The sequence below is a fragment of the Amycolatopsis sp. NPDC114484 genome (genome assembly GCF_055633755.1).
In genome coordinates this window covers 451,655-473,317 of the sequence record NZ_JBVKDQ010000004.1, presented here as the reverse complement: position 1 = coordinate 473,317, position 21,663 = coordinate 451,655, and the positions used below count along the sequence as shown (strand labels likewise).

Sequence of the window (21,663 nt, the reverse complement as noted above, 5' to 3'; positions counted from 1 at the left end):
ACTTCGGGGATGGAAGAGCTGTGGCCCCCGCCCACCGCCGAGGCCGCGGAGGCGATCCGGGCCGTGTGCCAGCGGCTCCTGGCGGACACCGACGCGCTGGCCGACGTCCTCTCCGCGTCCACCCGCCGGGTGCATTACAACCCGATGGTGCTCACGGACGCGTCGCTGGGCGAGGAGGACCACGAGCTCAACCGCTCGGATCTCGTCCAGTGGCTGACCTCGAACGTCCAGCGCCCGGGACAACGGGTGGAGCCCTACGTCGGCCCGCGGATCACCGCGTACATCGGCGATCTCGTCGCCCGCGGCATCGCCCCCGACTTCGCCGAGGGGTGGCGGGCGGCCCTGGGGATCGGCTGGCGCCGCTGGCTGGAGGAATGCTCGGCGCACTGCGCGGACCGGGAGCTTCTCGTGGACGTCCTGGAGGTATCAGCGAAGGCGATGGTGCAGTACGCCCTCGACTCGGTCGCGACCCTGCGCGAGGTCGGTCTCGCCGCCGCGATGGGCAACGCGGACGCCGAGGCGATCGGACTGATCCAGATGATCGCCAGCGGGGCGCCGGTGTCGGAGGATTTCGCCGAGGGCCGCCTGCGCTACCGGATGGCGCGGTGGCACGTGGGTCTCGTGCTGTGGGTCGACGATCCCGGCCAGCAGGATTCCCTGGAGGAAGCGACCGCGGCCCTGCGCTCCGCCGACGCGAGCCGAAGCACGCTGGTCGCCCGTGCCAGTACCACCTCGCGCTGGATCTGGCTGTCCGGAGCGGATACCCCGGATCTGCACCCAGCCGAGAAGATCGTGACAACGGCCGACGAGGTGCGCGTAGCGGCGGGACGGCCTGGCCGCGGGCTCGAGGGGTTCAGGTCCAGCCACCAAGACGCCCTCTCGGCACAGGCGCTGATCGTCCGGCTCGGATCCGAGCGCCGTTTCACGGCCTACGCCGACGTCGAACTGATCGACGCCCTCACCAAAGACCGCGCCAGCGCCCGCCGGTTCGTCCTCAACACTCTTGGTCCGCTGGCCGAGGCCGACCCGGCGCTACGGCAGACACTCCTCACCTACGTGCAGTGCGGCTTCAACACCACGCGGGCGGCCGCCAACCTCTACGCCCACCGCAACACCGTCGAGCGGCGAGTCTCGCGTGCCAACGAACTCTCGGTCGTCAAGGTCGAGAACAACCCCACCCATGTCGCGGCCGCGCTGCTGGTGCTGGATATCGCGCCGGAAATCGTGGCGGCCGGCCCCAGCTGAAGTTACGAGTTCTCCAGCTTCCGGAACCAGTGCAGTGCCGGAAGGGCCAGCAGGGTCGCGCCGGCCAGCGCCGCGAACGCGATGGCCGGGCTGGCGACGAGGAAGCCGACCACCGTCGCCAGCAGCACTCCGCCCAGATTGCCCGACATCCAAATGAGTCCGGCCGCGGTGCTCTCCGCGTCGAGGGCGTGCCGCTCGCTCAGCGAAAGCACGATGGGCAGCGCCGGCAGCAGCACGAAACCGGTCCCCAGCAGCGCGAGGAAAGCCATCGGGACGCTCGGAACCAGGGCCAGGTGCAGGCACGCCACGGCGGTGAAAGCGATCCCCGCGCCCATGAGCCCGACCTCGCGGCCCCGCCGATCCGCCCACACCGGCACGACAGCACAGCCGAGCACCCCGGCGATCATGGTGAACGCGAGAATGAGACCTGCGGTGGATTCCGGGATTCCGGCCGGTGCCAGCAATGGTTGCGCGAACGTCGCGAGCGCGATGAACGTGCCCATCGGGATAGCGACGACCGCGCACAAACGGCGGACGTATCGATTCCCGAATGCCGCGCGGAAGGCTCGCAGGCCACCGCTGGGGCTTGCCTGCGCCGGTGGCACGCGCAGTGCTCCGACAACACATAAGCCAGCGTCCAGAGCGATCAGCGCGGTGATGAGCGTGAGGGTGCGAATGTGGCTCTCGCCGGGCAGGAAAGCGCCGAGCAGATAACCCAGGACCATCCCGCCGAAGGTGGCCGAGGACGCGACGGCGATTCCCGTCGCGCGGTCCTTCGCGGCCAGGTAACCCACCGCGAGCCCCGGGATGGCGTTGAGGATGAACGGCTGGCCCACCGCGGCGACGACCTGTCCGATGAAGGCCCAGGTGAAGTCGTCGCTGACCAGTCGCAGGAACGCCCCGCAGGCGGTCAGGACCGCGCCGACGATCAAGGCAGGCCGGAGAAACCGGTCGAGCGCGAGCCCGGCGGGGATCGCGAGGACCACGTAGATCAGCGGGAAAACCTGGGACAGCCAGCCGATCGCACCGACGGAAACGCCGAAGTGCCGCGCGGCGTCCGCGGTGACCGGTGCGTAGTTCACGAAGAGCGCCTGGCTCGCGACCGCGAGCATCCCGAAGGCGAGAAAAACCGTCCACCGGCTCTTCACCCGCGGCTGCGCCTTAGGTGTTTTGCGCGCGACCCGAGCTTTTCGGGGCGGCGGCGCATGCAGACCGAATGACTCGTCACGCCTGCGGGCGGTGCTTCCGATCAAAACAGTGGCGACCGCGACCACGCCTGCGGCGGCAGCACCACGCACTCGTCGTTGAGTGGGCATCTGAGTGTCCTTGTCGGTCGAACGTGAGGCCCTACTGTCGCCATCGCGTTCGTCCTTGGGTACGACACTCCGCACCCCGATTCGCACCGGGCGGTGCATCCGGCACCACCCGGCGTTCACCAAGCGGACGAACTCGCGCTCGACCGGCTTCGGGCTCGCGTTGGCGAAGGAGATCACCGACGCGTGGAGCTAGGGTTTCTCATGGCGAGGAACACGATTACGGTGCGGTTCGGGGTCTACGGAGACGACGGCGGCCAGGTGTGCTTCGAACCGACCGGCGAGTTCACCACCTTCGATCGGCAGGGGAACAAACTTCACGATTTGTGGGGCGGCTGACGAATTCCGCCGAAATGATGTGCACTACGGGAATCTTGTGGGCGGTACGGTCGCCGCTGGTGGAGGCGTTGCCGGAAGCCGCTCCAGCAGAGAACGTCATAGAACAAAGAGCAGAACGCGCCCATGCTCCGGCGCGAAGCAGCCGAAGGAAGCAGGCAGCCGCCGTCCAGGAGGCGCTGCCCCCGGGGCCGCTCGGATCGACGGCCGTGAGTCGGGTGCGGTTGCCGCAGGAGTTGGCGACCGCTGCGGTACCGGTGATGGCACTGACCGTGTCGAGGCTAGTGAAGTCGCCAGGAAGACAGCTGACGAGCAGTCTGGCCCCTGAGCGTAATCGAAGTGATCAGCGGGCAAGCCACGGAGCGAGCAGCTTCTCCAGCGCGTCGTCCGACAGCGCCGCCGCTCCGCCGTGGAATTCGTGCCACCGGGCAGCCTCGCGGGCCGCGTGGTAGTCGACCTCGAACGCACGCATCAGGACGTACATGAAGCTTCCCGAGTCGAACCGCTCGCCCAGCAGGGTACGAGCCGCCCGGGCCACGTCCACCGCGGTCTGCGGACCGTTGACGTCAGCCAGCTTCAGTTCCTCAGCCGCCGGATCGAGCAGGCTCGGCGCACACAACAAGACAACTACTCCACTCTGAACTATTCGCTCAACCCTCGGCGGCGAGCTGTCCGCAGGCCGCCGCGATGTCCTGACCGCGCGTGTCCCGCACCGTGCACGCGACACCGCCCGCGTTGACCAGCCGCACGAACTCCCGCTCGACCGGCTTCGGCGACGCGTCCCACTTCGAACCCGGCGTCGGGTTCAACGGGATCACGTTCACGTGCACCAGCTGGCCCAAATGCTTCCGCAACCGCTTCGCCAGCAACTCAGCCCGCCACGGCTGATCATTGATATCCCGGATCAACGCGTACTCGATCGACACCCGCCGACCCGAAGTGTCCGCGTAATACCGCGCCGCGGAAAGAACCTCATCCACCGACCAGCGATTGTTCACCGGCACCAGCGTGTCCCGCAGCTCATCGTCCGGCGTGTGCAAGGAAACCGCCAGCCGCACCTGCATCCGCTCGTCCGCCAGCTTCCGGATCGCCGGAGCCAAACCCACCGTCGACACCGTCACCGAACGCTGACCGATGCCGAGACCACCCGGAGCGGGATCAGTGATCCGGCGCACCGCCGCCACCACCCGCTTGTAGTTCGCCAGCGGTTCGCCCATGCCCATGAAGACGATGTTCGACAGCCGGCCCGGACCCCCGGGCATGGAGCCGTCTCGCATGACCGCGGCGGCGTCGCGGACCTGGTCCACGATCTCGGCGGTCGAGAGGTTGCGGTCGAGGCCGCCCTGGCCGGTCGCGCAGAACGGGCACGCCATGCCGCAGCCGGCCTGGCTCGAGATGCACAGCGTCGCGCGGTCCGGGTAGCGCATGAGCACGCTCTCCAGCAGCGTCCCGTCGTGCGCGCGCCACAGGGTCTTGCGGGTCGCGCCGCCGTCCGCGGCCAGTGCGCGCACCTCGGTGAGCAGCGGCGGCATCAGGTCGGCCACGAGCTTGTCGCGCGAGGCGGCCGGGATGTCGGTCATCTCCGCCGGGTCGACGGTGAGCCGCGAGAAGTAGTGGTTCGACAGCTGCTTGGCGCGGAACGCCTTCTCCCCCAGTTCGACGACGGCCTCGGCTCGCTCGGCCACCGTGAGGTCGGCGAGATGGCGCGGCGGCAGGCCGCGCTTGGGCGCGTCGAAAACAAGAGGGAGGGCAGTCATGACCGATCAAGTGTCTCATACGCGCGAAACCCGCGTCCCTCCCCCTCGGGCGCGGCGGGCGAACCGGGGCAGCGGCCGGCGCCGGCGCGATCCGGCCGCCGGGTCGCCGGAACGGCGGCCGACGAACGACGGGCGCGGTTCAACGGAAAAACACCCGACGAAGGTCGGATTGCCGAATGCTTTCCGGGATGAATTCCCTTATAGTCGGCGCCGGGCGCACAAATAACCGACCGGCGCAGAAATATCCGGCGCGGCACTTCGGCAACGGAATACCGCCGTTAGTCGGTAGTCGCCGCAAACTTCGCGCGCGTACCGTTCCGGACGCATCTCCCCTTCCCCACCGGTCCGGGAATTCCCCGGCCCGGCCGGGCTTCCCGTTGGAGGATCCCGTGAAAGTGCCTTCTTCGATTCTGCGCGCGATAGCGGTGGCCGCGACCGCCGCGTCGGCCGCGCTCGCCGTTCCCGCCGCCGCGGACGCGGGCGAAACGAACATCTCCATGCAGGCCCAGCAGAAAGACCAGTGGTGCTGGGACGCCAGCGGCAACACCATCGCCGCGTTCTGGGGCTATTCGCTGACCCAGACCCGGTTCTGCCAGATCGCGCACAACGAGTCCGGCAGCGGCTGCGCCAACAACCAGGGCTACCTCAGCGACCAGCAGAGAGTTTTCCGCTACCTCGGGTTCCGCAGCGTCGGCTCCTACAATTCCAACGGCTACCGGCTCACCTTCTCCGGCATCAAGAACCAGATCGACGCCGGGCAGCCGATCGGCACCCGGATCGGCTGGACCTCCGGCGGCGGCCACATGCACGTCCTCTACGGCTACGACGACTCGAACGGCAGCAGGATCGTCGAATACGGCGATCCGTGGCCGTCGAACAACCGCTACAACTCGATGAACTACAGCTCCTACGTCTCCAACAACCAATTCGACTGGACCCACACCGTCTACGGAATGGTGGGCTGACCGATGCTGCGAACCGTCCTCCGCACCACAGTCCTTTCCGGAGCGATCGCCGCGGCCGTCTTCGCCGCGAACCCCGCGTCCGCCGCGGAGTCGCCGACCGGTCCGTCTTCTTCGGACACCGCGGCGATCTCCGGGCTGCTCACCAGCCCCGGCACCGCCGCCCGCCTCGCGCACACCAAGTTCCCCGGCGCGGCACCGGCGGCAGCGCACGCCAACCGCGCCGCCGCCGACGCCCAGACCCAGATCCCGGTCTACGAACCGACGGCGGCCTTCATCAACGGCGAGTCCGACGTCCCCGCCGCACTCGCCTACGTCGCGTCTCCGGCTCACCTTGCCGACGGCCGGGAAGCGACCGTCTGGGCGCAGCCGAGCAAGGCCGGCTGGCAGGTCATCAACGTCGCCTCCGGCAACGACGAACAGGCCCACGCGGCTGCCGCGCACGGCGGCTATCTGCTGCACGAACCGCAGGTCAACGCCTGGTACTCGGTGTCCGGCGACACCGTGACCGTCCTTGACGGCGCAGTCTCCGGCGTTCCCGCGGGCACCAGGGTCACCTTGGCGACCTACCGAGCCGAACTGCAGAAACGCTACGGCGACAAGCTGCCCGGCTCCACTTATGACAAGACCGGTGCGGGCGGCGGCTACGCCGTGCCCGCTCCGAACACCGGCGGGGACGGAAGCCCAGCCATCGCACTCGCCATCGGCGGGGCGGCCGCGGCAGCCGCGGGCGGCGCGTTCCTCCTGCGCCGCCGTTCCCAGCACAGCAAGTGATCAATCGGCGGCAGGGGTGCGCCCCTGCCGCCGTTCACTCGCCGCCGTCGAGAGCCGCGGCCCACCGATCCGCCCACGACACGAGCGGCCGGAGCGCGTCGAACGCCTCGCGGCCCAGCGTCGTCAGCGCGTAGTGCGATTCGTCGGTCTGCCGCACCAAACCGGCGTCGGCGAGTTCGACCAGCCGTTGCCGCAGCACGCTCGAAGACATCCCGTCGCAGCGTTGCTGCAGCGCACGAAAACCCAGCGTGTCGACCTGCAGCTCCCACACGATCCGCAGGCACCATCGCCGTCCGAAGAGGTCGAGCGCGGCCATCAGCGGACGGCCGGTCGTGGAGCCCCGGACCGGCTGTCCCGGCTTCGGCGTCGCCATCCGAATCTCCTTGTGCTTCGATTTCCGAAACACTAGCATCGGCCGCCATGATTCGATTTCCGAAGCAGGTCTGCGACACGCTCGGCATCGAGGTGCCGATCGCGCAGGCCCCGATCGGCTCCGCGGCGACCCCGGCGCTCGCCGCGGCCGTCTCGAACGCGGGCGGACTGGGGACGCTCGCCCTCACCTGGACCGGCCCGGACGAGGCGGTCCGCCGGATCCGCGAGGTGCGCCGCCGCACGGACCGGCCGTTCGCGGTCAACCTCGTGCTCGACTTCCCGATCCACGACGTGCTCGACGCCTGCCTCGCCGAGGAGGTCCCGATCATCTCGACGTTCTGGGGCGACCCGGCCAAGATCGCCGCGCGGGTCAAGGACGCGCGGCTGATCCACACCGCGGGCTCGGTCGCCGAAGCACGACAAGCGGCGGAAGCAGGCGTCGATGTCGTGGTCGCGCAAGGCTGGGAAGCAGGCGGACACGTGCGCGGCCAAGCCTCGACACTCGTGCTGGTGCCCGCCGTCGTGGACGCGGTCGCGCCGATTCCCGTGCTCGCCGCAGGCGGAATCGCCGACCGCCGCGGGCTCGCCGCAGTGCTCGCGCTCGGCGCGCAAGGCGGGTGGCTGGGCACCCGGTTCCTGACCGCGACCGAAGCGGCGACCCACGATTCCTACCGCGAAGCCGTGCTGGCCGCGGAACTCGAGGACGCCGTCCACACCCGTTGTTTCGACGGCGGCTGGCCGGACGCGCCGCATCGCGCCTTGCGCAATTCGACGCTGACGCAATGGGAAGCAGCGGGCGAACCGCGCACGGAACGCCCCGGCGAAGGCGACGTCGTAGCAACGGACGCGGACGGAAACCCTTGGCAGCGCTACGACGACATGATTCCCGTGCCGGGCATGACCGGAGATCTCGAAGCGCTGGCGCACTACGCCGGTCAAACCGCGGGATTGGTCCGAAACGTCGCCCCAGCCGCGCAGATCATGGCCGACCTGATCGGCTGCTGACGGTGGTGCGCGGGATCTAAGCCTGCTCCACCGACGCCGGAAGCTCGACCGGCTGCCGCAACGCGTCCAGCACCGCGTTCACCGCCGCCCGCCGCGGTGATCCTCGCCGGGTGACCGCGACGATCGTGCGCGTCACCGGCGTCGCCAACGCCTTCGTCGCCACCCGGTATCGCGGATCCACCGCCAGCCCCGGCAGCAACGCGATCGACAGCCCGGCTTCGACGTGCTGCAGCGTCATCAGGTAATTGCTGAACCGGCACACCACGCGCGGCTCGAATCCCGATTCGCGACACAGCCGCAGCGTCAGATTCGCCATGTAGGACGGGGGGATGTCGAGCGCCCACGGTTCGCCGGCGTAGTCCGCGAGCACCGCGGGCCCGGGCGGTTCCGGCCGGTCGAGCGCGGTGACCAGCACGATCGGGTCGGTCGCCAGCCGGATGATCTCGAGGTCGGGACCGAGCGGGAGGTCGGCGATGTCGGTGGTGGTGATGATGACGTCGCTGTCGCCTGCCCGGAGCGCGGGCACGCTTTCGTGCGGTTCCCGTTCCGCCAGTTCGGTTTCCAGCCGCGGATAGGTCTGTGCGAGGCGGGTCGCGGCGGGCACGGCGAAGGTGTGGATCGCGCTTTGGAACGCGCCGATCCGCACCAGCCCGGCCGGTTCGTCGCCGCGCAGTTCGGCCTCGATCGCGTCGAGATGGTCGAGGATCGCACGCGCCTGCCGGGCCAGTTTCTCCCCGGCGGGAGTCAGCCGGACGCGACGGCCGGTGCGTTCCAGCAAGCGGGTGCGCGTTTCGGTCTCCAGCACCGCGAGCTGATGCGACACCGTGGAGGCGCTGAGATTCACGTCCTGCGCCACCGCGCGAACCGTGCCCAGCACCGCGAGCCGGCTCAACAGCCGCAGCCGCCACGGGTTCAACATGGCCTCATCGTTGTTCGATTCCATCGCACAGGCAAGCGGAAACTGTGAGATGGACGCGGCGCTCGGCACGGCCCTACCGTCGAAGCCATGACCACCGACACCTTCTGGTCCGACGTCGACCGGCACCTCGTCCGCTACGCCGGCCCCGGCTCGTTCACCGGCGAGATCATCGACCGCGCCGAAGGCAGTTTCGTCTTCACCGAGGGCGGACGGCGGATCCTCGACTTCACGTCCGGGCAGATGAGCGCGATCCTCGGGCACGCGCATCCGGAGATCGTCGAGACTGTCCGGAAGCAGGCCGCGAAGCTCGACCACCTGTTCAGCGGGATGCTGAGCCGTCCGGTGGTCGACCTCGCCCGGCGGCTCGCCGAAACGCTGCCGGACCCGCTGGAGAAGGCGCTGCTGCTCACCACCGGCGCCGAGTCCAACGAGGCCGCGCTGCGGATGGCCAAGCTGGTGACCGGCAAGCACGAGATCGTCTCGTTCGCCCGGTCCTGGCACGGGATGACACAGGCCGCGGCGAGCGCCACCTACAGCGCTGGCCGCAAGGGCTACGGCCCGGGCGCGCCGGGCAATTTCGCCATCCCGGTGCCCGGCGCGGATTGGGAGCACCAACTGGACCTCGCGTTCGACCTGATCGACGCGCAGTCGGTCGGCAGCCTCGCCGCGTGCCTGGTGGAGCCGATCCTCAGCTCCGGCGGCATCCTCGTGCCGCCGCCGGGCTATTTCCAGGCGCTGCAACGGAAATGCCGGGAACGCGGCATGCTGCTGATCCTCGACGAGGCACAGACCGGGTTGTGCCGCACCGGAACCTGGTACGCCTTCGAGCACGACGGCGTGGTCCCGGACATCCTCACGGTGTCCAAGACGCTCGGTGCCGGACTGCCGCTCGCCGCTGTGCTGACGAGCGCGGAAATCGAGCAGGAAGCCCATGAACGCGGGTATTTGTTCTTCACCACGCACGTCTCGGACCCGCTCCCGGCGGCAGTCGGGAACACGGTGCTGGACGTGCTGATCCGCGACCGCCTCGACGAACGCGCCCGTCAGCTCGGCGCCCGACTGCGCACCGGTCTGGACGAAATCGCGGCGCGGCACGAGGCGGTCGGCGAGATCCGCGGCCGGGGACTGCTCGCCGGGCTGGAACTGAGCGGCGGCGGCCCGGACGCGGACAAGCTCGGCGCCCGCGTGACGCAGCGATGCCTCGAACTCGGGCTGCACATGAACATCGTGCAGCTGCCCGGGATGGGCGGGGTGTTCCGGATCGCGCCGCCGCTGACCGCCTCCGACAGCGAGATCGACCTCGGACTGTCCATTCTGGACGAGGCGATCGGGGACGTCTCGTAGCTCAGCGCGGAATGCGACCAGCGATCGCGGTCGCCGCCTTCTTGGCGAGGTCGCAGTTCTTCGTCTGGTCCTGCTTGTCGCCGACAGCGACGAACACCAGCTCGTTGGTCGTCACCGCGAGGATGACGGCGCAGTCTTCGGGCCCGGAGATGGAACCCTCCGTCATGCCCGCCTTGTACCCGGCGATGTCGGAGATCGGCTTGACCATCGAGCCCTCGAACTGGACGGCGTAGCCGTCCGCGTCGACCTCCGAGATCGTCACGGAGTAGCCGGTGCCCTCGCACCGGCGGCCGTCGGCCTTGGGCGTGGTGCCGCTTTCCTGCGCGAGTTCGGGCACGTCAGACGGCTTGAGCAGGCTGCACGGATCGGTGCTCGCGAGCGGCGTCCCGGTCTTGCCGCCGTCCTTCTGCTCCGGCGCGGCGCTGCTGCCAGCGCTCACGACGTTCTTGTCGCCGCCCTCGGTGCTGCTGCCGCAGGCCGCGAGCCCCAGCACGCAAACCAAGGCCGCCGCGGCCGTCGCCACCACACGTCGCATCGCATCCCCCAGGGGTCCAGTTGGCTCGGGACAGTAATGGAACAGCTCCCGCGCGGCACCTTGGACGACGCCGCACGCCGTCCGGTTCCCCCTACTCGTCCCGGTTCAGGGGTGGGTCCCCGCGCTCGCCGCGATTAGCGTCCGCGGGGTCAACGCTGCTGCCGGGGGTGGGGGAAATGCGGTCCAAAGCTACCGTCCTGATACTCGTTCTGACGCTCCTCGGCACGACGCCTGCCTCCGCGAGCCCAGCCATCGCCCTGGACGGCCTTTCCCGCCCGGTCGACCTGCTCGTCGACAAATGGGGTGTCCCGCACATCTACGCCGCGAACACCTCAGACCTGTTCTACGCACAGGGATTCACCGTCGCCCGCGACCGGCTCTTCCAGCTCGACACCTGGCGCCGCCGGGGGCTCGGGCAGCTCAGCGAAGTCCTCGGCGAGTCCTATGTGGACCAGGATCGCGCCGCCCGGCTGTTCCTCTACCGCGGGGACCTGCAAAAGGAATGGGCTTCCTACGGCCCCGAAGCCAAACTCGCCGCCACCCGCTTCGCCGAAGGGATCAACTCCTACATCGACTGGCTCGCCAAACATCCCAAGGCCGTCCCGCCGGAGTTCGGCACGCTCGGCTACCAGCCGTCGCATTGGCGGCCCGAGGACGTCGTCCGCATCCGCACGCACGCGATCGGCGAGAACCTCATGTGGGAGGTCGCCCGCGCGCAGATGGTGTGCCAGGCCGGGCCGAACGCGAGCAAGTACCTCCGCAGCCTGCACCCCGACCACGAGGCCGCGGTACCCGACGGCCTGGATCCCTGTTCAGTCCCCGGCGATGTGCTTTCCGTATACAACAAGGCAACCGCGGCAGTCACGTTCCCGAAGGGCGTCGCCGGACCGAAGGACATCGCCGACGCCACCAGCGGCAGCAACTCCTGGGCGATCGGCCCGAACCGCACCGACACCGGACGGCCGATCCTCGCCAACGATCCGCATCGCGGCGCCGACGCGCTGCCGTCCGGCCGTTATGTCGCCCAGCTTTCCGCGCCCGGCCTCAACCTCACCGGGGCGGGCGAGCCGTGGAACCCGGGCATCGCCATCGGCCACAACGATTCCGTCGCGTTCGGGCTGACGAACCTGCCGGTCGACCAGACCGACCTCTACGTCTACGAACTCGACCCCGCCGACCACAGCCGGTACCGCTACCGCGGCGGCTGGGAGCCGATCACCAAGGTCACCGAAACCATCCCGGTGCTGGGCGAACCTCCGGTCGCCCGCGAGCTGGCCTTCACCCGGCACGGCCCGATCGTGAAGACAGACGAAGCAGCGAACCGGGCGTTCGCCGTGCGCACCGCCTGGACCGAACCGGGCAGCGCGGCCTACCTCGGCAGCCTGAACTACCAGCGGGCCCGCAACTTCACCGAGTTCACCGCCGGCATGCGCACCTGGGGCGCGCCCGGATCGAACCTCGTCTACGCCGACGTCCACGGCGACATCGGCTACGTCCCCGGCGCGCTGACCCCGCGCCGCACCGGGGCCGGATACGACGGTCTGCTGCCCGTTCCCGGCGACGGCCGCTACGAGTGGAACGGCTTCCACGCCAACTCCGAACTCCCGTGGCAGCACAACCCGCCGGCCGGATTCTTCGCCTCCGCCAACGACTACAACCTTCCGCCGGGCTTCCCGGTGGTGTCCAACTACGAATGGCAGCTGCCCTACCGCAAGGAGCGGATCGACGAGCTGATCAAGTCCACGCCGCGCGCCCGCGTCGCCGATTCGCTCGCCATCCAGCGCGACGAAAAGTCCTTGCTGGCCACCCGTCTCGTCCCGTTCCTGCGAAACCTGTCGTCCACCGATCCGGACACCGCGAAGGCACTCGAACTCCTGCGCGGCTTCGACGGCGTCGCCTCGGTGGATTCCGCCCCGGCCGCGCTGTACGAAACCTGGCTGCTGAAGTACCTCCACGGCGGCTGGGCGCACACGATGCTCCCGCAAGCCGCCGCGGATGTGCTGTCCCGCACCATCAATCCGGACTTCAGCCTCGTGCTCGCGTCCTTCGCCGACCCCGACGCGTGGTTCGGCCCGGGCGGCGCGGCCAAGCGGGACAAGCTGATCCTCGACACTCTCCCGCTCGCCTTCCGCGACGTCGCCGGGAAGCTCGGCGGCGACCCGGCGAAATGGCGCTGGGGCTCGCTGCAGTACCAGGAATTCGTGCACCCGGCGGGCGGCCCGAACGTCGGCCCGACCCCGGTCGGCGGCGACTACCAGACCGTCCACCCGTCGTTCTTCCATCCGCTCACCTACCAGCAGATCATCGGCGCGACCTTCAAAATGGCGCTCGACGTCGGCGACTGGGACGCGTCGCGGGCGATCAACGCGCCCGGCCAGTCCGGCGATCCGCGCAGCCCGCACTACCGCGACCTGAACGACCTGTGGGCGTCCGGCGGCTCGTTCCCCCTGCTGTCGAGCCGCTCGGCGGTCGAACGGAACCTCGACACCCGGATCCGGCTGGTCCCGAGGTTCACTTCGGGAACGTAGCCCGCAGCCGGACGAGCGGGACGGCCGCGCCGGCTAGCAGCACGGCGCAGGCCGTCTGCAGCAGCAGGAACCAGGTCGGGCACGCGCCCGGAATCAGGTCGACGCCGACGAGCGCCACCGGCGCGACGATCGAGATGAGCCGCGCCCGCTGATAAGCCCTGGTCGAACCCCGCGCCGCGAGCGACACCAGCCAGTACACGATCGCGGCGCTGACCGGGACCAGCGCGGATCGCGTCCACATGAAGCTGGTCGCCGTCCCGTCGGCGACGGCCAGCGCGACGATCGTGCCGAAGACGGCGACGCCCATCGCCCCGTAGGCCACGACGAACCCCTTCACGAGGCCGAACGGACGCTGGACGGCGGTGCTGGCGGCGGGGCGTTCCATGGTGTGCATCTCTGTTCTCCCTTGTGGTTTCCCGTTGTGCCAGCAACGCTAGGAAGCCGCGGCCCGGCCCGGTATGGGTCTGGCCGCACAAGGGGGTGGGTCTGGACCCACTCCTGTCCCGCAGCGGCGGGAATCCGGCGTTTCGTGGTGCACAGTGGACCGCGAAGCCGGAGAAACAAGGGGAAGAAACGATGCGACTACTACGGTCTTGGCTGCGAGGCTGCCGGGTGGGTTTCGTCCGAGCCGCCCAGGCGGCGGGCGTGGCCCTGCTGATCCCGGCCGTGTGGGCGGCCGCGGCAGGCCTGTGGCAGTTGTGGGGCGGCAGCGCGTGGTCGTGGATCGCGCCGTTCATCTGGGCGGGGATCGGGACGCTGCTGCTGGCCCGGCCGGTGTGCCGGATGACCCGCGCGCTGGTCGCGAACTGGACCGGCATCGTGCTCCCGCCCGGGTACCGCGAACTGCCGCCGATCACCCAGCTGTCGACCGGATACTGGTGGAACGGCCACTCCTACGCCCGCACCAAGGAAGAAGCCCGGCGCGAGCAGCGGCTCAAGAACTGGCGCCACGACCCGGCGACCTGGCGGGACCTGCGGTTCGCCCTCCTCGCGCCGTTCTCGTTCGGCCTGGTCTCGCTCGTGCCGCTGCTCGGTGTCGTCGCGGCCGTCCTGGGCCTGACGAGTCTCCCGAGCGGATACCTGGCCGGTCTGCTGGTCACGATCGCGACCGCGCCGTACGCGTGGCGAAGCGTCGTCCCGGTAGCCACGCGGTTCCTGGGCGCGTCCGTCACGATGGAGCTGGCCGACCGGGTCGACACGCTGACCGCCTTGCGCGCGGACACGACCATCGCGCAGGCCGCGGAAATCCGCCGGATCGAACGGGATCTGCACGACGGCGCGCAAGCCCGGCTGGTCGCGCTCGGCCTCGCGCTGGCGACCGCGGAGAAACTGATGGAGACCAATCCCGAGCAGGCCAAGGAATTGCTGCGCGACGCCCGGGCCGGCGCGGCCACGTCGCTCACGGAATTGCGCGAACTCGTCCGCGGCATCAGCCCGCCGGTGCTGAACGAACGCGGCCTCGCCGACGCTGTCCGCGCGATGGCGATGGACATGCCGGTGGACGTGGTCGTCGAAACCGATCTGCCGCAGCCGCTCGATCCGCCGATCGAATCCGCGCTGTACTTCGGGATCGCGGAACTGCTCGCCAACGCGGTGAAGCACGCGCACGCGTCCCAAGTCCGGATTTCCCTCTTGCAGGAAGGGAATCAGCTGTGCGCCGAGGTCGAGGACGACGGCCGCGGCGGGGCCGAGATCCACCCGGACGGCGGCCTCGGCGGACTGCGCCGCCGCCTCGCGGTCTTCGACGGCACGCTGGAGATCACCAGCCCGGAAGGCGGGCCGACCCGAGCGTGGATGATGGTGCCATGCGCATCGTCGTAGCCGAGGACCTCTACCTGCTGCGGGACGGATTGGTCCGGCTCCTGCGGGCCTACGGCCACGAGGTGGTCGCGACCGCGACGACCGGTCCGGAAACCGTCGCCGTGCTGCGGGAACACCGGCCGGACGTGGCCGTGGTCGACGTCCGGATGCCGCCGACGCAAACCGACGAGGGCCTGCGCGCGGTGCTCGCCGCGCGACACGAGACGCCCGGGCTGCCGGTGCTGATCCTGTCCCAGCACGTCGAACAGCTCTACGCCCGCGAACTCCTGGCCGACGGGGCCAGCGGCGTCGGATATCTGTTGAAGGACAGCGTTTTCGAGGCCGAACAGTTCATCGACGCACTCGAACGCGTCGCGGCCGGCGGCACCGCGATGGACCCGGCGGTGATCTCGAAACTGCTCACGAGCGGATCGCCGGATCAGCGGCTCGGCACGCTGACCGACCGCGAGCGTTCGGTGCTGGAACTGATGGCGGAGGGATTGTCGAACACCGCGATCGCCGGGCGGCTGTTCCTGAGCGAAAGCGCGATCAGCAAGTACACGACGTCGCTGTTCGGCAAGCTCGGCATCACCGACGACGAGACCGGCAACCGGCGCGTCCTGGCGGTGCTGACCTACCTCAACTCGTGAGTGCCTCGGCCGGGGAGAACCGGCCGAGGCACTTACGGGTGCTTCAGTTCGTCAGATTTCCGAAGCGCCGCAACGTTTCCTCCGCGCCCAGCGCCTGCGTGATCGAGTGCAGGTCCGGACTGCGGGTCGACCCGGTGATCGCGATCCGGATGATCTGCGACGCCTCGCGGATCGAGCCGGGGTAGGCGTCCGGGTCCTTCTTGAACTCCTTGGCGTTCTTGGCGAACCCGTGCTTCGCCGCGACCTCGCGGATCTGCTGGAACCACTCCTGGCCGTCGTCGAGCTGCTGGTAGGCCGACACGAAGTCCGACGCCACCGCGCGCACGACGTCCGCCGGAACGCCGAGCGCGGCGATCCGCTCGTCGTCGGGGCCGGTCGCGGCCTGGTGCAGCTGCGGGAAGAAGAACCCGTAAACGGCGCGGAACTCGCTCCACTTCTTCAGGTCCTTGCGCGGGTTCTCGACGCCTTCGCGCTCCACCGCCAGCGCGCGCAGCGCCAGCTCCCGCGAGGACTCCAGGACCGCCTTCAGCTCCGGGTCGAACCGCTCGGCCCACTCAAGCACCGACGCGAGGATCTCCTCGCCGGACAGCGTCGCGACGTAATCGGCGGCGAGGTCGTCCAGCTTCACCAGGTCCACGAGCGGACCGGCGACGCCGCACTCGTCGAGGTTGATCGGCGCGTCGAGCGCTTCGGCGAGCGGCATCTCGGCGAGCCGTCCGTTCGCCAGGCCGCGCAGGTAGTACAGCACCGCCGGAACCGGATAGCCGGCTTCGAGGTAGAAGTCGACGGAGGCTTCCGGGTCCTTGCGCTTGGACAGCTTCCGCTTGCTGCCGCCCTCCTGCTTCATCAGCGGCGCGATGTGCGCGTACTGGATCGGCTCGAATCCGAGGGCGTCGAAGAGCTGCTGGTGCGTCGGCACCGACGAGATCCACTCGTCGCCGCGGATCACCAGGTTCACCCGCATCAGGTGGTCGTCGACCGCGTGCGCGAAGTGGTAGGTCGGCAGCCGCGGGCTCTGGTCGGAGCTCTTGAGGATGACCACGTCGTTGCGGTTGGCCTCGGCCTCGATGGTGCCGCGGATCGCGTCGGTGAAGCGCACGCGCTGCCCGGTGTCGTCGGGCGCGCGGAAGCGAACCACCCACGGCTCGCCCGCGTCGAGCTTCGCCTGTACGTCGGCCGGGTCGGCGTCGCGCCAGATCGCCCACGAGCCGTAGTAGCCCGTCGGGAGCTTCGTGGCCTGCTGCCGCGCGGTGATGGACGCCAGTTCGTCCTTCGTCGCGAAGTCGATGTACGCACGGCCTTCGCGCAGAAGGTGCCGTACGTAGGTGAGGTAGATCTGCTCGCGCTCGGACTGCCGGTACGGGCTGTACTCGCCGCCGCGCACCGCGTCCTCGTCGGCCTGCAGCCCGAAGTACGCGAAGCCGCGTTCGAACTGCTCCAGCGCGCCTTCGACCTCGCGCGACTGGTCGGTGTCCTCGACGCGCACCAGGTAGCGGCCTTCGGAGCGGCGCGCGACGTCCTGGTCGATCGTCGCGACGTAGATGCCGCCGATGTGCACGAAGCCGGTCGGCGACGGGCCGAACCGGGTCACCTTCGCGCCGTCGGGCAGCTGCCGGGCCGGATAGCGCTGTTCCCAGTGCTCAGGCTCGGGCAGATCCGCGGGGAACAGGGCGTCGATGACCGCACGGTCCAGCATCGGAGGTCGGGTCTCCCAGGTCGTTCGGGTGTTTTCGCTAGTGCTTCGAGTATCGCCGACCGCCGTCGCCGCCGGTCGCTCAGGTCCCCGGGTTGTCGTTATGGTTGCCAACCGACCGGTTCCGATATATCGTGAACGTGTCGCAACAGTTCGAGAAAGGAAAACCGACACCATGAACCGACGACGACACCCCTTCCCCGGCGGACGCTCCTTCCCCGGCGGGCATCACGAACACGGAGAACACGAAGAGCACGGACGGTCCTCGTTCGGCCCCTGGGGCCGGGAATTCGGCGAGTTCGCCTTCGGACCCGGCGGTCGCGGGCGGCGCGGCCACGGTCCGGGCGGCGGACGCCGGGGCTCCCGGCGCGGCCGGCGCGGCGACGTGCGGGCAGCGATCCTCACCCTGCTCGCGGAACAGCCGCGGCACGGATACGAGATCATCCGCGAGATCGGCGAGCGCAGCGGCGGGCTCTGGAAGCCCAGCCCCGGCTCGATCTACCCGACCCTGCAGATGCTGGCCGACGAGGGCCTGGTCGTGAGCCGCGACGAGAGCGGGAAGAAGCTCTTCGAACTCACCGACGAGGGCCGCACCACCGCCGAGCAGCAGACCGGAACGCCGCCGTGGGAACACTTCACCGACGACGTCGAACCGGTCGAGCACGACCTGCGCAAGGCAGGTGCCACGCTCGCCGCGGCCGTCGTGCAGGTGATGCGCGCGGGCAGCGAGAACCAGCAGGCCCGGGCAGTGGACGTGCTCAACGAGGCACGCCGGTCGATCTACTCGATCCTCGGCGAGGTCGAGGATTCGGATGACGCGGCCGAATCCGGCGAGGAAGCCGAGTGACCGGGCAGGACGAGGCCGGTGGGCTTGACGCGGCAATGCACGCGATAGCCCACCGGCAGCGTCACCTCGCCCGGCCCCGGGTTCAGCTGACGCGTGTCGGCGATCGCCCGCTGCGCGACCTTCGCGCTGAACTCGATCTTCAGTACTGATTCCGCCGCGGCGAAGTCCGCGAAGCGCCAACGCGTGCGTACGCGCCGACAGTTGAAGCCGTGCGCGGCGAAGAACCGTTCCACCGCAGGCGGGTCGTAGTGCGGCAGATCTGCTCGCATCCACCCGCCGTACGGCTCACTGGTCACGTCGAGGTCGACGATCACGATCGATCCTCCGGGCCGCAGCACCCGTTCCGCTTCGCGCAATCCCGGTTCGCATCCAGGGCCGAAGAAATACGCAGTGCGCGCGTGCACGACGTCCACGCTGGCGTCGTCCACCGGCAACCGCTGCGCCCGGCCCACGCGGACCCGCACGTTCTCCAGATCCCGCACCCGTCGCTCCGCGTCCCGCGCGAGCGGCGGGTGCGGTTCGATTCCGAGCACCGAACGCGCGTCGGCGGCGAAGAGCGGCAAGTGGTATCCGTCACCGCAGCCGAGATCGAGAACGTCGCGGCCGGTCCAATCGCACTCTTCGCGCAGTACGCGCCAGATCTCGCCGTCCGCGTCCTGCGCCCGGTTTTCGACGTCGTAGACGTCCTGGTAGTACCAAATGTTCGGGCTGGGAACGACTTCTCCGGACGCCGCCGGACCGCGGAAGAACCAGCGCACAGGACTCCTCTCCGGTCGGGGGACGCCAGCGGGTGCGGCTGCTTTCCCGCTCAGAGCGTAGAACCCCGTGCGTCCGAATACACTTCTCCCTCATCGGGGAGGAGACACGCAATGTCGATCGGCTGGCCAGGCGCCCGCGCGATCCCGTCAGGTTTGCCCTGCTGGGTCGAGGTGGCGTGCCACGACGAAGCTCGAACACAAGACTTCTACTCCCGCCTTTTCGGCTGGGAGTACGAAACCCGGCGCGATCCCGCGTCGCCGACCGGCCGGTACTCGATCGCCTCGTGCGACGGAGTGGCCGCCGGTGGTCTGTACCAAGCCGGGGCCCACAGCGCGCCCGGCTGGACGATACAGCTCGCGGTGCCGCACACGGCGAGCGCGGCCGAGTGGGTGGAGCACCTCGGCGGACAGGTGACGCTCGGACCGATCGCGATCCCCGAACGCGGCAGCATCCTGCACGCGATCGACGCGTGCGGCGCGCCGGTGGTGTTCTGGGAGGCGCCATCGGACTGGCAGTTCGCGGCCGGTGTGCCCAACACGTTCAGCGGCGCGGACCTCAACACGCACGACGGCGTGGCCGCGGACCACTTCTACACCAAGCTGTTCAACTACTCGAGCCGTCAGGTCGGCGACGGGGAAAGCGTCGACTATGCCGAATATTCCATTGAGCACACGGCAGTGCTGTACCGCTATGTCATGGGTCCCGAATACCGCCGGGACACTCCCCCGCACTGGCTCGTGTACTTCGAACTCGACCCCGCGCGCGGAACGGACGCGGCGGCGGGCGAGGCGCTGATGCTGGGCGGTTCGGTCGTGATCGATCCCTACGACACCCCGTTCGGCCGCACCGCGATCCTCGCCGATCCGGACGGCGCGGTGTTCGCGGTGATCGACCACTCGCGAGTGCTGGAAGACGTGGGCCGCGCCGAGGTCGACGACCCGTACGACGACTGAGAAAGTCAGGCGGGCACGAAGGCCGACAACAGCAGCCACGACACGACGGCCGAGGGCAACAGCGAGTCGAGGCGGTCCATGATGCCGCCGTGACCGGGCAGCAGCGTGCCCATGTCCTTGATGCCGAGATCCCGTTTGATGAGCGATTCGACGAGGTCGCCGAGCGTCGCGGTGAGCACGATGGCCGCGCCGAAAAGCACGCCCTGCCAAGCGTGACCGTCCAGCATGAGGCTGATCGTGAGCACGCCCGCGACGATGCCCGCGATCATCGAACCGGCGAAGCCCTCCCAGGACTTCTTCGGGCTGATCGTGGGCGCCATCGGATGCTTGCCGCCGAGGACGCCGGCGATGTAGCCGCCGGTGTCGGAGGCGACCACGGCGATCAGGAACGTGAGCACGCGCCCGACCCCGTCGTGCGGCGGCACGAGCATGGCCGCGAACGCACCGAACAACGGCAAGTAGGCGGCGGCGAAAACAGAGGCGCTGACGTCGCGCACGTAGCCCTTCGCGCCGCCGGGCAAGCGCCACAGCAGGCTGGCGAGGACGGTGAGCACGAACGCGGTGAGCGCACCTTCCCGGCCGAACGGCCAGGCCAGCCAGATCATCGCCTGCCCGCCGACGAGCACGGGGATCAACGCGATCTTGGTGTCCGCGACGCGGCGCAGCACGCCGGAGAACTCGAACGTGCCGACCGCGATCGCGGCGGCGATGATCCCGATGAAGAGGAACCGGACGGTGACGAGGGAAACGATGATCGCGGCCCCGAGCAACAGCCCGACGCCAATCGCCGCGGGAAGGTTGCGCCCGGCCCGGGACGCCTTCTTCTCCGGCTCGGCTTTTCCGCCGTTCTGGGGCTTGCCCCCGGAGGTGACCGGTTCACCGTTCGCTGGCTCGGCTTTCCCGCCGTTCGCTGGTTTGCCCCCGGCCACGACCGGCTCGCCGTTCGCAGAAATGCCTTTCGCGCCTTCCGCGAGCCCGCCCGCAGGCACGCCTTTCGCACCCTTCGCCGACTTGTTCTCGGGCGCAGCTTTCGCACCCTTCGCCAGCCCGCTCTCCGAAGCAGTTCCGGCACCGCCCCCGGCTTCCGCCTCTTTCCCCGCCGCAGCAACGGATTCCGCGCGCACATCCGCCACAGAGTCCGTTTTCCGTTGCACGGCAGGGTTTTCCGTAGCCGGTTCCGGCCGCGACACCGGGTCCGGCTCGGCGGCCGGGTCCGGTGGCGGGATGTCGCTCACCCGCTCGTCGCGTTCCTCGCTCACCTGGCTCATCAGACCTCGAGCAGCTCGGCTTCCTTGTGTTTCACCAGCTCGTCGACCTGGTGCACGTAGGTGTCGGTGAGGTTCTGCAGCTCCTTCTCGGCGCGCGCGACCTCGTCCTCGCCCGCTTCGCCGTCCTTGGCGATGCGGTCGAGTTCTTCCTTGGCCTTGCGGCGGACGCTGCGGATCGAGACGCGGGCGTCCTCGCCCTTGCCCTTCGCGACCTTCACCATCTCCTTGCGCCGCTCCTCGGTGAGCTGCGGGATGACGATGCGGATGACGTTGCCGTCGTTGCTCGGGTTGACGCCAAGGTCGGACTCGCGGATCGCCTTCTCGATGGCGCCCAGCTGCGTCTGGTCGTAGGGCTTGATCAGCGCCATCCGGGCTTCCGGCACGTTGACGCTGGCCAGCTGGTTCAGCGGGGTCGGCGCACCGTAGTACTCGACGACGATGCGGGAGAACATCGACGGGTTGGCCCGCCCGGTGCGCACCGACGTGAGGTCTTCCTTCGCGACGGACACCGCTTTTTCCATCTTCTCCTCGGCGTCGAGGAGGGTCTCGTCGATCACGGCTACTCCCGGTGTTGTGTTGTCGGACCTGAGCTTGATCCCAGCA

General features: G+C 69.3%; 23 protein-coding genes. 12 read left to right on the top strand and 11 right to left on the bottom strand.

Going from position 1 to position 21,663, the window contains the following annotated elements; genetic code table 11:
* Positions 1-9 precede the first annotated feature (9 nt).
* A complete protein-coding gene (locus ACZ7SW_RS14635; protein WP_470230880.1) occupies positions 10-1,245 on the top strand; it encodes a PucR family transcriptional regulator in 1,236 nt (411 codons plus the stop codon).
* Positions 1,246-1,247: 2 nt separating this feature from the next.
* Here the strand turns inward: ACZ7SW_RS14635 and ACZ7SW_RS14630 are convergent, their stop codons facing one another.
* Positions 1,248-2,393, bottom strand: coding sequence for an MFS transporter (locus tag ACZ7SW_RS14630; protein WP_470230879.1), 1,146 nt, complete (start codon positions 2,391-2,393; stop codon positions 1,248-1,250).
* A 223-nt stretch (positions 2,394-2,616) separates the two neighbouring features.
* Between ACZ7SW_RS14630 and ACZ7SW_RS14625 the strand changes: the two genes are divergently transcribed.
* Together ACZ7SW_RS14625 and ACZ7SW_RS14620 are read left to right on the top strand one after the other, a co-directional pair.
* Positions 2,617-2,754 carry a hypothetical protein gene (locus ACZ7SW_RS14625; RefSeq protein WP_470230878.1) on the top strand — a complete coding sequence of 46 codons (138 nt, stop codon included), beginning with the start codon at positions 2,617-2,619 and terminating at the stop codon, positions 2,752-2,754.
* A gap of 8 nt (positions 2,755-2,762) precedes the next feature.
* Positions 2,763-2,897, top strand: coding sequence for a hypothetical protein (locus ACZ7SW_RS14620; protein WP_470230877.1), 135 nt, complete (start codon positions 2,763-2,765; stop codon positions 2,895-2,897).
* A gap of 340 nt (positions 2,898-3,237) precedes the next feature.
* On the opposite strand, the gene ACZ7SW_RS14615 is transcribed toward ACZ7SW_RS14620, so the two are convergent.
* Both ACZ7SW_RS14615 and rlmN read right to left on the bottom strand, forming a co-directional pair.
* Positions 3,238-3,516, bottom strand: coding sequence for a hypothetical protein (locus ACZ7SW_RS14615; protein WP_470230876.1), 279 nt, complete (start codon positions 3,514-3,516; stop codon positions 3,238-3,240).
* Positions 3,517-3,544: 28 nt separating this feature from the next.
* Positions 3,545-4,651 carry a dual-specificity RNA methyltransferase RlmN gene (gene rlmN, locus ACZ7SW_RS14610; protein ID WP_370939420.1) on the bottom strand — a complete coding sequence of 369 codons (1,107 nt, stop codon included), beginning with the start codon at positions 4,649-4,651 and terminating at the stop codon, positions 3,545-3,547.
* A gap of 395 nt (positions 4,652-5,046) precedes the next feature.
* On the opposite strand from rlmN, the gene ACZ7SW_RS14605 reads away from it, so the two are divergent.
* Both ACZ7SW_RS14605 and ACZ7SW_RS14600 read left to right on the top strand, forming a co-directional pair.
* Entirely contained in the window at positions 5,047-5,616 is a 570-nt protein-coding gene (locus ACZ7SW_RS14605) for a papain-like cysteine protease family protein (protein ID WP_470230875.1), read from the top strand.
* Positions 5,617-5,619: 3 nt separating this feature from the next.
* The gene (locus ACZ7SW_RS14600) at positions 5,620-6,387 is read left to right on the top strand and encodes an LPXTG cell wall anchor domain-containing protein (protein WP_470230874.1); all 768 of its coding nucleotides are present in this window, start codon (positions 5,620-5,622) and stop codon (positions 6,385-6,387) included.
* 34 nt (positions 6,388-6,421) lie between these two features.
* Here the strand turns inward: ACZ7SW_RS14600 and ACZ7SW_RS14595 are convergent, their stop codons facing one another.
* Positions 6,422-6,760 (bottom strand): winged helix-turn-helix transcriptional regulator, encoded by a 339-nt coding sequence (locus ACZ7SW_RS14595; protein WP_470230873.1) that lies wholly within the window; start codon positions 6,758-6,760, stop codon positions 6,422-6,424.
* 47 nt (positions 6,761-6,807) lie between these two features.
* Here ACZ7SW_RS14595 and ACZ7SW_RS14590 point away from each other — a divergent pair, with 47 nt between their 5' ends.
* Positions 6,808-7,764 (top strand): NAD(P)H-dependent flavin oxidoreductase, encoded by a 957-nt coding sequence (locus tag ACZ7SW_RS14590; RefSeq protein WP_470230872.1) that lies wholly within the window; start codon positions 6,808-6,810, stop codon positions 7,762-7,764.
* Between the two features lie 16 nt (positions 7,765-7,780).
* Here ACZ7SW_RS14590 and ACZ7SW_RS14585 read toward each other — a convergent pair whose 3' ends face one another.
* On the bottom strand, positions 7,781-8,683 hold the full coding sequence (locus ACZ7SW_RS14585; RefSeq protein WP_470230871.1) for a LysR family transcriptional regulator: 903 nt from the start codon (positions 8,681-8,683) through the stop codon (positions 7,781-7,783).
* A gap of 87 nt (positions 8,684-8,770) precedes the next feature.
* Here ACZ7SW_RS14585 and ACZ7SW_RS14580 point away from each other — a divergent pair, with 87 nt between their 5' ends.
* Positions 8,771-10,027, top strand: a complete 1,257-nt coding sequence (locus ACZ7SW_RS14580; protein WP_470230870.1) for an aspartate aminotransferase family protein — start codon at positions 8,771-8,773, stop codon at positions 10,025-10,027.
* A gap of 1 nt (position 10,028) precedes the next feature.
* Here the strand turns inward: ACZ7SW_RS14580 and ACZ7SW_RS14575 are convergent, their stop codons facing one another.
* A complete protein-coding gene (locus tag ACZ7SW_RS14575; protein ID WP_470230869.1) occupies positions 10,029-10,562 on the bottom strand; it encodes a DUF3558 family protein in 534 nt (177 codons plus the stop codon).
* Between the two features lie 176 nt (positions 10,563-10,738).
* On the opposite strand from ACZ7SW_RS14575, the gene ACZ7SW_RS14570 reads away from it, so the two are divergent.
* Positions 10,739-13,090 carry a penicillin acylase family protein gene (locus tag ACZ7SW_RS14570; RefSeq protein WP_470230868.1) on the top strand — a complete coding sequence of 784 codons (2,352 nt, stop codon included), beginning with the start codon at positions 10,739-10,741 and terminating at the stop codon, positions 13,088-13,090.
* On the opposite strand, the gene ACZ7SW_RS14565 is transcribed toward ACZ7SW_RS14570, so the two are convergent.
* Entirely contained in the window at positions 13,074-13,484 is a 411-nt protein-coding gene (locus ACZ7SW_RS14565) for a hypothetical protein (protein WP_470230867.1), read from the bottom strand. The genes ACZ7SW_RS14570 and ACZ7SW_RS14565 overlap by 17 nt on opposite strands.
* Before the next feature lie 218 nt (positions 13,485-13,702).
* On the opposite strand from ACZ7SW_RS14565, the gene ACZ7SW_RS14560 reads away from it, so the two are divergent.
* Positions 13,703-14,911 carry a sensor histidine kinase gene (locus ACZ7SW_RS14560; protein ID WP_470230866.1) on the top strand — a complete coding sequence of 403 codons (1,209 nt, stop codon included), beginning with the start codon at positions 13,703-13,705 and terminating at the stop codon, positions 14,909-14,911.
* Positions 14,896-15,540, top strand: coding sequence for a response regulator transcription factor (locus ACZ7SW_RS14555; protein WP_470230865.1), 645 nt, complete (start codon positions 14,896-14,898; stop codon positions 15,538-15,540). Before ACZ7SW_RS14560 ends, ACZ7SW_RS14555 begins: the two co-directional genes overlap by 16 nt.
* 43 nt (positions 15,541-15,583) lie before the next feature.
* Here ACZ7SW_RS14555 and ACZ7SW_RS14550 read toward each other — a convergent pair whose 3' ends face one another.
* Positions 15,584-17,236, bottom strand: a complete 1,653-nt coding sequence (locus ACZ7SW_RS14550; RefSeq protein WP_470230864.1) for a glutamate--tRNA ligase — start codon at positions 17,234-17,236, stop codon at positions 15,584-15,586.
* 172 nt (positions 17,237-17,408) lie between these two features.
* Between ACZ7SW_RS14550 and ACZ7SW_RS14545 the strand changes: the two genes are divergently transcribed.
* On the top strand, positions 17,409-18,080 hold the full coding sequence (locus ACZ7SW_RS14545) for a PadR family transcriptional regulator (RefSeq protein WP_470230863.1): 672 nt from the start codon (positions 17,409-17,411) through the stop codon (positions 18,078-18,080).
* Here ACZ7SW_RS14545 and ACZ7SW_RS14540 read toward each other — a convergent pair.
* The gene (locus ACZ7SW_RS14540) at positions 18,014-18,838 is read right to left on the bottom strand and encodes a class I SAM-dependent methyltransferase (protein ID WP_470230862.1); all 825 of its coding nucleotides are present in this window, start codon (positions 18,836-18,838) and stop codon (positions 18,014-18,016) included. The genes ACZ7SW_RS14545 and ACZ7SW_RS14540 overlap by 67 nt on opposite strands.
* A 111-nt stretch (positions 18,839-18,949) precedes the next feature.
* On the opposite strand from ACZ7SW_RS14540, the gene ACZ7SW_RS14535 reads away from it, so the two are divergent.
* A complete protein-coding gene (locus ACZ7SW_RS14535) occupies positions 18,950-19,792 on the top strand; it encodes a VOC family protein (protein ID WP_470230861.1) in 843 nt (280 codons plus the stop codon).
* Positions 19,793-19,797: 5 nt separating this feature from the next.
* Here the strand turns inward: ACZ7SW_RS14535 and ACZ7SW_RS14530 are convergent, their stop codons facing one another.
* Positions 19,798-20,745 (bottom strand): phosphatidate cytidylyltransferase, encoded by a 948-nt coding sequence (locus ACZ7SW_RS14530; RefSeq protein ID WP_470230962.1) that lies wholly within the window; start codon positions 20,743-20,745, stop codon positions 19,798-19,800.
* Between the two features lie 314 nt (positions 20,746-21,059).
* Complete coding sequence (frr, locus tag ACZ7SW_RS14525) at positions 21,060-21,617, bottom strand: ribosome recycling factor (RefSeq protein WP_470230860.1); 558 nt, start codon at positions 21,615-21,617, stop codon at positions 21,060-21,062.
* Positions 21,618-21,663 lie beyond the last annotated feature (46 nt).

What these genes read in the sequence shown, in the direction of transcription:
- ACZ7SW_RS14635 (WP_470230880.1), top strand. Translation starts at nt 10, where the DNA reads ATGGAAGAGCTGTGGCCCCCGCCCACCGCCGAGGCCGCGGAGGCGATC.
- ACZ7SW_RS14620 (WP_470230877.1), top strand. Translation starts at nt 2,763, where the DNA reads ATGGCGAGGAACACGATTACGGTGCGGTTCGGGGTCTACGGAGACGAC.
- rlmN (WP_370939420.1), bottom strand. Translation starts at nt 4,651, where the DNA reads ATGACTGCCCTCCCTCTTGTTTTCGACGCGCCCAAGCGCGGCCTGCCG.
- ACZ7SW_RS14600 (WP_470230874.1), top strand. Translation starts at nt 5,620, where the DNA reads ATGCTGCGAACCGTCCTCCGCACCACAGTCCTTTCCGGAGCGATCGCC.
- ACZ7SW_RS14595 (WP_470230873.1), bottom strand. Translation starts at nt 6,760, where the DNA reads ATGGCGACGCCGAAGCCGGGACAGCCGGTCCGGGGCTCCACGACCGGC.
- ACZ7SW_RS14590 (WP_470230872.1), top strand. Translation starts at nt 6,808, where the DNA reads ATGATTCGATTTCCGAAGCAGGTCTGCGACACGCTCGGCATCGAGGTG.
- ACZ7SW_RS14585 (WP_470230871.1), bottom strand. Translation starts at nt 8,683, where the DNA reads ATGTTGAACCCGTGGCGGCTGCGGCTGTTGAGCCGGCTCGCGGTGCTG.
- ACZ7SW_RS14580 (WP_470230870.1), top strand. Translation starts at nt 8,771, where the DNA reads ATGACCACCGACACCTTCTGGTCCGACGTCGACCGGCACCTCGTCCGC.
- ACZ7SW_RS14575 (WP_470230869.1), bottom strand. Translation starts at nt 10,562, where the DNA reads ATGCGACGTGTGGTGGCGACGGCCGCGGCGGCCTTGGTTTGCGTGCTG.
- ACZ7SW_RS14570 (WP_470230868.1), top strand. Translation starts at nt 10,739, where the DNA reads ATGCGGTCCAAAGCTACCGTCCTGATACTCGTTCTGACGCTCCTCGGC.
- ACZ7SW_RS14565 (WP_470230867.1), bottom strand. Translation starts at nt 13,484, where the DNA reads ATGCACACCATGGAACGCCCCGCCGCCAGCACCGCCGTCCAGCGTCCG.
- ACZ7SW_RS14555 (WP_470230865.1), top strand. Translation starts at nt 14,896, where the DNA reads ATGCGCATCGTCGTAGCCGAGGACCTCTACCTGCTGCGGGACGGATTG.
- ACZ7SW_RS14550 (WP_470230864.1), bottom strand. Translation starts at nt 17,236, where the DNA reads ATGCTGGACCGTGCGGTCATCGACGCCCTGTTCCCCGCGGATCTGCCC.
- ACZ7SW_RS14545 (WP_470230863.1), top strand. Translation starts at nt 17,409, where the DNA reads ATGAACCGACGACGACACCCCTTCCCCGGCGGACGCTCCTTCCCCGGC.
- ACZ7SW_RS14535 (WP_470230861.1), top strand. Translation starts at nt 18,950, where the DNA reads ATGTCGATCGGCTGGCCAGGCGCCCGCGCGATCCCGTCAGGTTTGCCC.